The following is an 8,748-nucleotide window of genomic DNA, read 5'->3' as shown; positions in this document are numbered from 1 at the left end:
TCTATTATAAATTAAAAAGGCGAGATATTCGACGATTCAATCGTCGAATATCTCGCCAAGTGGAACTAAATGGAGTTTTTCAGTGCCCTCAAAAAGGTGCGTGATCAGTATGGAAAAGGAAAATTTGTTTAAATGGAAGCATTATCAGCCTGAACTAATCTTATTAACAGTAAGGTGGTACCTACGGTACAATTTGAGCTTCCGTAACCTGGTGGAAATGCTGGAGGAAAGAGGATTATCAATTGCTCACACAACGATTATGTGCTGGGTTCATCAATATGGATCTCAATTAGAAGAGAAAGTACGACATCATCTTAAATCAACAAATGATTCGTGGAGAGTCGATGAAACCTATATTAAAGTAAAAGGTCAATGGTTGTACTTATATCGAGCAGTTGATTCAGAGGGTAATACAATTGATTTTTCTCTAAGTAAATCAAGAGATAAACAAGCAGCCAAGCGCTTTTTCAAGAAATCCTTGGCTTTTTCGTATGTTTCTAAACCTCGCGTGATAACGGTAGATAAGAACCCTGCCTATCCTGTAGCGATTCAAGTGTTGAAAGAAGAGAAACATATGCCTGAAGGCATACAACTAAGGCAAGTTAAATATCTCAATAATATAGTGGAACAAGACCACCGGTTTATTAAAAGACGAGTTCGTTCTATGTTAGGATTAAAGTCATTTAAAACAGCAATCTCTATATTGAGTGGTGTTGAAGTCATGCATATGATGAAAAAGAGGCAACTTGTTTTACCGGAAAAGTCTGTCCAAAACCAGAAAGAATTTATTCATAAATTGTTTGGCTTAGCTTCATAAGATAGAAATGAAGAAAAAATTGTTACTCTATGTTTCTAACTAACATTTTTGCACCAGAACCATTAAAACTGTTCATTCCCTATATAAACAAAGGCGAAGACTTCAAACAGACTTCGCCTTTTCGGTGTATCATGAATTGTAACAATAACAAGTGGTAACATAATCTTTCCTCATACTTTCATGTTTCTGTTTATCACTTAGGAAACATTGCAACAGAACCAATCGTTAAGTATTCGATATATCTTTATTTATTGCATTTTCTAATGCTGTAGAATATCTAAAAATAGGAGAATTATGTGTGGAATTATTTATATGATCTTGAATTGAAAGAATTAAAGCGGTCAATTCCCGATAGCAAGATATATCAGCTTGTCCCTTAACTTTAATCATTTTGTTTACTTTTGAAGTAACTTTTCTTTTTACTCTATCAACTTCTTGGTCCAAATTAGGAAATCTAATGAATGCGTCTGAATATTTGCATGTATATATAAAGAATAGATTGGCAGTTCTATGGAATTTATTTTTCTTCATCAAGTTGTATAGTGTTATTGATGTTAAAGTTTTTCTTATTTCCGTTTCTGTTTTTTTGGATAATACAGAAACGTTCCCATGAAAACTCAAGTATTCTATTAAAAATTTTTCGCATACCAGTAAATTGTCAGGTAATCTGATTTGCCATTTTATATTAGTTAAGCCATCTCCCACTATATTTTTATTTTGAAATTCATGCATTTTATGTCTTTCATACATTTCGATGAATTGAATGTCAGCATATTTTAAATTATTTTCTATTATAGAAATAATTTCTATGAAAATTGAATCAGAATCGGGAATGGTAGAAAATGTTGATCCATCTGAAGTAATACCATCCTCCAGTTTCAGGATTGTTCCTTCATCTATCAACAATTCTTCAAATTTATTTGCTTCTGCTTTTACGTAATTATTTATTTTATAGACAAGGGGAGCGTAAAAATTTTGATATCGCTCTTTTTGATATTTTTCATCTTCTCGTTTTAAAGTTAATTTGTGAGAAAAATATTGTGCAGTTCCTGCTGAAGCAAATGCGCCAACAACTGTTATTGCGTGTTCCCAACCTAAAGCCATCTTTATAAACCTCAACCTTCAATATATTTGTATACTAAATTATAATGTTTTTTCAGGGAACTTGATATTAATTTAAAAATTTGAATGATATAAATTTCTCTTATTATTCCGTTTTCTAATTACGATACCGTGTTTATTTACCATAACTCCCTAATTCGAATTTGGCGTAGAAATAGCACTGGTATCCCAAAGTTGCACGCAAGGGAACAAATGGGTTTCTTGCTAAAATAAGTGATTCGTGGAAATGGGCAAATTCGGAGTTAAGACTTATAGGAAAAGAAAAAAAAGTTCCATGCCTATTAATCCATTAAGACAGGTTGAGCCTAAAGCAAAAAGGATAGGATCAAGGTTCATGAATCGATAACATAAGAAACAAAAAAGGACCGTATTCAGGTCCTTTTTTGTTTCTTATAGAAGCATTTTGTTTGTAAAAAGCTTTTAATATAAGGCATGTCTACAAGTTGAAATAGTCAATATGGAATAAGTTTTTACGTAAATGAGAGGAACTACATCTGAAGATAGAAGTACCTACAAATTTTAATTGCTATTTATGTTATATGAGATTATGACACCAAGAGAAGTGAGTGATGGGGGATTACTCCTAATACTTTACGAATGAAATTGAAGCGTAGTTGTTGCTTTTATTGTGGAACAAAACTGCATATAATATTAACCCCAATACATTTGTGTATAGTTTTCCTAAATTACATTTGATAATATAGATAAATGGACATTAAATATATAATATATTAATAGTTAGGGAGATATTAGAAATGAAAAGAACACCTGAATTTATACTGGGATTAATTGGTGGTATTTTGGGAGTAATAGTTTCTCTTATTATATTGATGATAGCTATTACTGCTATGGATGGTTATATTGATTATAAAGTTTTGACTTATTACTCTATTTTATTAATTATTCAAATAGGGCTGTTAGTTTTGGCATGTTCAGTAAATAAGGTTAACAATATAGCTTACGGACTTTGTATGATATTGCTCCCATTAGTAACATTGGTTATGTCATTATTCCTTTTATTTATTCCAGTAATTCTTCAAATTATTTCTGGTGGATTTGCGTTTCGATCTTTAAAACAAGAATCTAATTAAAATATTTAGCTATTCCAAAATCATGGTAAATATATAAGGGGAAATTTAAATAATATTTTTGAAGGGTGGTATTGTAATTTGAAACGCACTGTAGAATTTGTAATCGGCTTAATCGGAGGAATCTTAGGACTCTTACTTTCTTTATTTATTGTAATTGGATGTATTTCCTACACAAGTTCTAATACTAGTTCTGGGGGTATTGAAGAATATATTATTATTACTTCTAGCATCGCCTTAATTATTCAAATAGGCCTATTAGTATTAGCTTGTTGTGTTAATAAAATAAATAATAAAACCTATGGTATTTGCATGATTGTATTAAGTATAATTTCATTGTTTTTAGGTTTATTTATTTTATTCCTTCCAGTGGTTTTACAAATCATTTCAGGTGCATTTGCATTTAGACCTTTAAAACAGGAATCTAATTAAAACAATAACTGGCTAATGAATATAACAAAAAACTTTCTTATCACACAAACATGTTCCAAGTGTGAATACAAAAACAAAGATGTTAAAAATCTAACCGTTCGTGAGTGGGATTGTCCTTCTTGTGGCACACATCACGATAGAGATAGAAATGTAACGCTCAATCTTAGAAACAAAGCAATTCGTCTTTTAGCCCTAGGAACAAAGGGGATAGCCTACTGAATTAGAAACCGTTAAGTTTCTGTACTTATTACTGATTGGAAAGTAGTCGTCAGTGGAGATGCGGCTTATGGTAGTATAGGCGGAGAGGCTAAATTTGGAACGAAAAAGGAATTAAGTGTTGGCCTTGGTATTGGTTTGGAAATAAAGTTTGGCGCAGAGAAAGGCTAAATTGTGGTATTTATTAAGGAGGAATAGTTTTTGCTTTCATTACAGGTATTTAGAAAAATTTTAATTATTTTTGGTCTTATTGCTGTTTCTCTTAGTTTATTAGCCCTTTGGTTTGGAGCAGATGCAACAATTATAGAGAAAATGATGCTATCTTTAATTTTCGGTATAGTTATGCCACTAGCTGGTTTTATTTTTTATAAAATCACGTCTTTATTTTTAAAGTAGTAATTATTTTTTTAGAGGAACTTCGTATGTAAAATGTATATATACCAAAATTACCGATTGGAGATGAATTATTACCTATTGGTTCTGTAGTCTTTGTAGAAGAAATTGATCAATTTCTTATGATTTATGGAAGAAAACAATAACAAGCTGATAATAAATTATGAGATTATGTCTCTTGTCCATATCCTCATGGTAATTTATCAAAAGAATATAATGTATTCTTTAACCATAACCATATTGTTCATTTATTATTTAAGGGTTTTGAAACAGAGGATGAATTAGAATTAAGAGATAAATTATCTGAGCTTTAGTGAAAATGGGGAATATATTATATGATTTTAGGAATTTCATATTTTGATATTTTTTGTATCGTAATGATTGTTTCATTTTTTTTTCATTTTTTGGAGATTGAATGTATGGTATAACAAGAAACATAATGTCCCTAAGGTTTTTCAATGGTTTCCTAGAAAATGGGGTAAAAGAAAAGTTTCAGAGCATTTATCACAATTAAATGAAAAGTTAGTGGCTGAAGGTAAAGGTATTTGGGTTACAATGTATAAATCTATGCTATAGATTTATACATTGTAACGATTCCTTGTACAGTCAAAAAATATAAATCTTAATACATATATGGTTAAAGAAATGTTGATTAAGTAAATTTATGGTGGGGAGGGGGAAAGGATGGGGGTGTCATACAGGTTATCGGTAAATAACAATTTTAAATTTTGATGAGTATGTAGGCTTATTAAAAAATAATAAAATAGTTACCGCAATTGTAAAATTTTATAATGATAAAAAAGAAAGAGGAATCACTATGAAATTATTACGTTCAGTTCTCATTCTCACTTTTGTTTTATTGTTAAGCGCATGCAATACAGCAACAAAAGTCACAAAGGTTCAAAAAAATGGCGAAACGACTTTGAAAATTGGCTCCCTGCAAGGGTATTACGATGTGCAAACGCTTAAAGCTGGAAAAGGAATTGTGGAAATTCCTTATGAAGCAGCTGTTGAAGAAGGTACGATTTTATTGCAAGTAACAAAAGATGATAAGGTCATTTATGAAGAAGAAGTCACTTCTCAAAAAGAAGGTTTGCTTTCTTTTGAAGCCCCAAAATCCGAATCATATGATTTAATTGTACGTGTGAAGGGTGAAGAAGAGAAAGCCAAAGAAATTCAAATACATACGAAGCTATAAAAAACGGCAAGTGGAGTGTACCCGCTTGCTGTTTCCATTTTCAGACCATGATTTGTATATTGGAGGTTCAGCTTCACTTGGACAAGTCGGTGGATTTGTAAAGGTAAGTTCAAGAGGGTTTAAAAAGGTTGAGAGGAAAATCGGAATGAAGGAATTTTGAGGAATTAAAGTTATTGTTGTAAACGAACATTCTGCGGAAACAGTTAAGTTCGTTAAGCCATCAGTAAAAACAACAGCTACAAACAAAGCTGATGGTTCTAAAGAATTAGACGCTACAAAATCTGTAACTATCCAAGATAAAGTGGAATACAAAGACTTAATCGTGGATAAAGAGTATGTTGTAAAAGGCAAACTAATGGATCAAGCAACAAACAAACCATTATTAGTTGATGGTAAAGAAGTAACAGCAGAATCCAAGTTTACTGCAAAAGAAAAAAATGGTTCTATCACATTAGATTTCACATTTAATGCTTCTGCATTACAAGGTAAAGAAGTAGTTGTGTTTGAAGAACTGTATCAAGACAATGTCTTAGTTGCTATTCACGTTGACATTGAAGATAAGGGTCAAACAGTGAAATTTAAAGAGGTAAAACCGGAACAACCTAAATCAGAATAGCAGAACCCAGATAAAAATACTCCGACATCAGAGCAACCTAAAGAAAAAGTAAAAGAAGAACCACGACCTAAGAAAGAAAGTGAATCTAAAATTGGATTGTTACCTCAAACAGGTACTAACCTTACAGGTTGGATCTCTATTGCTGCAGGCGCATTACTGTTAATTGTTGGTGGAGTGATTTTCTTAAAACGTAAAAATGCATAGTAATTAAAAAATAAGCACATCTGTTTTTTAACAAGATGTGCTTATTTTTATTTTAATAATTTAGTCCTATATACAGTATCTTAATCTATTTGATTATTTTTGAGTTGTTGTAATAATTCCAGGACAGTAAAACAGTCAGCGGCTGCTCGGTGTTCAATCGTTAATTCCGTCGCAGCGCTTAACTTTCCTATGATTCTAGAAAAAGAATAGTGTATTTTTTCATTTTAGGGTATATTTTGTTTTTTTAACTTAATAGCGATGGGGTATCGCCACAGATCCATCAGCTTAAGGGTTTAGGCCATAACTAGAAAAAGACAGTCCTTGATATTTTGGGTGTTGCTTATGAATAGACCACTTCTACTAATCGAGTAGCATAGTAATAAATTTAAGACCCGTCAGGCTTTATTTACAAACGAAAAAGAATCTTTATTTTCAATAAATCTTTTTTGATCTCGAACGGATTGAATTGCTAAAGTTTGCGAATTTCTTGCTTTAAGTGCATCTTGGATCCCGATTGTCATGAGCTTAATAAATAGAATCGTAATAAAGAATGAAACGAGAGTATAAAAAATAATCCACCATGAAAGATTCATTTCATAACGATTTAATCCAATAAGGCCTGCCCAGTCATTAGAAAGAGAAACAGGTTTGAACTCTCCGTCATTGAATTCTCGCATTTGTATCCCGCCAATTACAATGTCAAGCAACGCTAAATGGATAATGAGTATGAGTGTTTGGACGATATGTTCCATGAATAATACAAATAAGCGGTCAAGTAATAAGACTCGTAAGTGTTTTTTGATAATATGAAAACGGCTAGCACCGAGTAATTGTGAACTTAAAATGTAATCTCGTTTCATAAATTCATCAACCTCTGAGGATATATATAAAGAAAGTGTAGGCAGAGCGACGAAAATAAGTACGAGTACTTGATAAAACGTAAATGAAATATTTGGGTCTAATCTATCAGCATTTGATGTGATTACAATATTAACGGGCGTGATGAGTATAAATGCGATAAATAGAGTTGGAATATAATAAAAAACTTCTGAGCATGCCTGGAAAAATCTCTTGAATTTTGGAGCATATAAACTTAAGAGGATTCCTATACATGTTCCACATAAAATTCGAAAGAAGCTAATTGCCACGGCTAATAAAATGGTGAATTTTGCTCCTTCTACAATTTGTAAGAAAACAGACTCTCCAAAACGATCAGATCCAAAAGGCGGCATTAACGATGGCGGAAAGGGGGCCTTTCCAAGTAATTCGTTATTGTCATTGTAAAGTAACTGAGGAGCTTTTGGGATGTTATCTTTAAAGAACCAACTATAAATAAAACTAGCTGAAACAAGTATGAATAGATAAGTAAAGCCGATTAAAAAGGGTTTTGATTTCCAAATAGATTTCATAGAGCTTCTCCTTTCAATTGCTTTTGCCATCTATTCATCATGAAAGAGATTATTTGAAAAATGGCATAAAACGGTAAAATGATCATGACAAGTATGATAAATGCAGCAGGAGGTGAAATAAACGCTTTCTTAAATAAAAATTGAATAATGCCTTGCATATTAAAAATAAATTCTAAAATGAATAAGTTAGAAAGTAAGAAAACAAAAATCGTTTTTAAATGGTGGAAGAAGTGGATAGATATATTTTTGAATAAATGAATGCATAGTATATAACTTGATGAAAGGCCTTTTCCATATGCAACTTCTACGTAATGTTTTCCATGTTCTTCTTTTATGTATAACACCATCATCCGAAACATTTGTAATGTTGGTAAGACAGCTAAAGATAAAATAGGGAGTAAATAAGCTCGATTTTCATTAAAAGAAATAATGGTGACAGGAGATTCCCCGAATTTCCGAAGTACCCATATGAAAAATATTTGCAAACAAATCATCATCATCATATCAGGGACAGCTTCTAATATGAACACAATTCGGTTTATCCATTTTTTTATATAATCTTTTGCTAAAAAATAAAAAAATGCCATGTTAGATGATAAAAAGAGTGCAAGCAAAAAGGCTACAAATAATACAGTAAATGAATATAGGTAAGGTTCTAAAACAGTTGGAAATAATGGTGTTTTTTTGAAACTACCAAATTTCGGGTCTGATCCTATAACCACTAATGATTCAGGGGAGAAAACCTGTTTTAACATAGTAACGATCTGATTAAAAAAATAAACTGGCTGAAAGGTGAATCCTTGTTGAGTGATAAATAAATAAGGTAAATTTAATAATAGTAAGAGTGATAAAAGAATCGATGAAAGCTTAATTGTGAATTGAGATACTTTATTTAACATTAAATCCCTCCGACATCTTTTTACAACATTATACAATAAATTCTATGTTATTGTTTTATTTTTCTGAAAAATAAAAATACTATTAGACTTTATAGTATGGAGCATATATTTACAAGTTAATAAAGTGATAGTAGGGACCCAAGCTCTATGTCTATCAAGATAAAAGGACGAGTGAACCTAAAACAATAAAAAGAGAAAAATGCACAAAATTCCCATTCTGAGGTAGTTGTTTTTCTTAGCTTGATGGCTATGGGGTACCGCCACACATCCATCAACTTAAGGATTTAGACTATTCTTAAACTTAAAAGCACGTTACTATTCTCTTATGTTAATGAGAAAGGGTGACGTGCTTTT

At 31.5% G+C, this 8,748-nt stretch carries 9 protein-coding genes and 6 pseudogenes; 11 read left to right on the top strand and 4 right to left on the bottom strand.

Annotation, left to right across the window (positions count from 1 at the left end):
* The first annotated feature begins 109 nt into the window (after nucleotides 1-109).
* Nucleotides 110-817: an IS6 family transposase gene (locus MR065_RS26230; RefSeq protein WP_242215632.1), complete on the top strand. Its 708-nt coding sequence runs from the start codon at nucleotides 110-112 to the stop codon at nucleotides 815-817.
* A gap of 46 nt (nucleotides 818-863) precedes the next feature.
* Nucleotides 864-959 (top strand): annotated as a pseudogene (locus MR065_RS27950) (IS6 family transposase); the annotation flags it as partial.
* An 83-nt stretch (nucleotides 960-1,042) separates the two neighbouring features.
* On the opposite strand, the gene MR065_RS26225 reads toward MR065_RS27950, so the two are convergent.
* Nucleotides 1,043-1,921 (bottom strand): hypothetical protein, encoded by an 879-nt coding sequence (locus MR065_RS26225; protein ID WP_242215630.1) that lies wholly within the window; start codon nucleotides 1,919-1,921, stop codon nucleotides 1,043-1,045.
* Between the two features lie 773 nt (nucleotides 1,922-2,694).
* Between MR065_RS26225 and MR065_RS26220 the strand changes: the two genes are divergently transcribed.
* The 9 genes and pseudogenes from MR065_RS26220 to MR065_RS26185 form a co-directional block, all read left to right on the top strand.
* Nucleotides 2,695-3,030, top strand: a complete 336-nt coding sequence (locus MR065_RS26220; RefSeq protein WP_071746693.1) for a DUF4064 domain-containing protein — start codon at nucleotides 2,695-2,697, stop codon at nucleotides 3,028-3,030.
* A 78-nt stretch (nucleotides 3,031-3,108) separates the two neighbouring features.
* On the top strand, nucleotides 3,109-3,459 hold the full coding sequence (locus MR065_RS26215) for a DUF4064 domain-containing protein (RefSeq protein ID WP_070139500.1): 351 nt from the start codon (nucleotides 3,109-3,111) through the stop codon (nucleotides 3,457-3,459).
* 42 nt (nucleotides 3,460-3,501) lie between these two features.
* A pseudogene (locus MR065_RS26210) lies at nucleotides 3,502-3,678 on the top strand (zinc ribbon domain-containing protein); the annotation flags it as partial.
* A gap of 198 nt (nucleotides 3,679-3,876) precedes the next feature.
* On the top strand, nucleotides 3,877-4,071 hold the full coding sequence (locus MR065_RS26205; RefSeq protein WP_242215628.1) for a hypothetical protein: 195 nt from the start codon (nucleotides 3,877-3,879) through the stop codon (nucleotides 4,069-4,071).
* Between the two features lie 41 nt (nucleotides 4,072-4,112).
* Nucleotides 4,113-4,382: pseudogene (locus MR065_RS26200) on the top strand (DUF4176 domain-containing protein).
* A 21-nt stretch (nucleotides 4,383-4,403) separates the two neighbouring features.
* A pseudogene (locus tag MR065_RS26195) lies at nucleotides 4,404-4,694 on the top strand (hypothetical protein).
* A 191-nt stretch (nucleotides 4,695-4,885) separates the two neighbouring features.
* Nucleotides 4,886-5,266, top strand: a complete 381-nt coding sequence (locus MR065_RS26190) for a BA_1872 family lipoprotein (RefSeq protein WP_242215626.1) — start codon at nucleotides 4,886-4,888, stop codon at nucleotides 5,264-5,266.
* Nucleotides 5,267-5,291: 25 nt separating this feature from the next.
* Nucleotides 5,292-5,426: a hypothetical protein gene (locus MR065_RS27535; protein ID WP_277927550.1), complete on the top strand. Its 135-nt coding sequence runs from the start codon at nucleotides 5,292-5,294 to the stop codon at nucleotides 5,424-5,426.
* Nucleotides 5,427-5,462: 36 nt separating this feature from the next.
* A pseudogene (locus tag MR065_RS26185) lies at nucleotides 5,463-6,086 on the top strand (VaFE repeat-containing surface-anchored protein); the annotation flags it as partial.
* An 80-nt stretch (nucleotides 6,087-6,166) separates the two neighbouring features.
* Here MR065_RS26185 and MR065_RS26180 read toward each other — a convergent pair.
* The 3 genes and pseudogenes from MR065_RS26180 to MR065_RS26170 all read right to left on the bottom strand — a co-directional run.
* Nucleotides 6,167-6,268 (bottom strand): annotated as a pseudogene (locus MR065_RS26180) (3'-5' exonuclease); the annotation flags it as partial.
* Between the two features lie 213 nt (nucleotides 6,269-6,481).
* Nucleotides 6,482-7,495 carry an ABC transporter permease gene (locus MR065_RS26175; RefSeq protein ID WP_242215625.1) on the bottom strand — a complete coding sequence of 338 codons (1,014 nt, stop codon included), beginning with the start codon at nucleotides 7,493-7,495 and terminating at the stop codon, nucleotides 6,482-6,484.
* A complete protein-coding gene (locus MR065_RS26170; RefSeq protein ID WP_242215623.1) occupies nucleotides 7,492-8,394 on the bottom strand; it encodes an ABC transporter permease subunit in 903 nt (300 codons plus the stop codon). Before MR065_RS26170 ends, MR065_RS26175 begins: the two co-directional genes overlap by 4 nt.
* Nucleotides 8,395-8,748 lie beyond the last annotated feature (354 nt).

This window comes from Bacillus cereus group sp. BfR-BA-01383 (genome assembly GCF_022663495.1).
Lineage (GTDB): Bacteria > Bacillota > Bacilli > Bacillales > Bacillaceae_G > Bacillus_A > Bacillus_A cereus_AU.
Note: the sequence above shows the minus strand (reverse complement) of the source record. Positions and strands in the feature narration are given on the sequence as shown.

What these genes read in the sequence shown, in the direction of transcription:
- MR065_RS26230 (WP_242215632.1), top strand. Translation starts at nt 110, where the DNA reads ATGGAAAAGGAAAATTTGTTTAAATGGAAGCATTATCAGCCTGAACTA.
- MR065_RS26190 (WP_242215626.1), top strand. Translation starts at nt 4,886, where the DNA reads ATGAAATTATTACGTTCAGTTCTCATTCTCACTTTTGTTTTATTGTTA.
- MR065_RS26175 (WP_242215625.1), bottom strand. Translation starts at nt 7,495, where the DNA reads ATGAAATCTATTTGGAAATCAAAACCCTTTTTAATCGGCTTTACTTAT.
- MR065_RS26225 (WP_242215630.1), bottom strand. Translation starts at nt 1,921, where the DNA reads ATGGCTTTAGGTTGGGAACACGCAATAACAGTTGTTGGCGCATTTGCT.
- MR065_RS26170 (WP_242215623.1), bottom strand. Translation starts at nt 8,394, where the DNA reads ATGTTAAATAAAGTATCTCAATTCACAATTAAGCTTTCATCGATTCTT.
- MR065_RS26220 (WP_071746693.1), top strand. Translation starts at nt 2,695, where the DNA reads ATGAAAAGAACACCTGAATTTATACTGGGATTAATTGGTGGTATTTTG.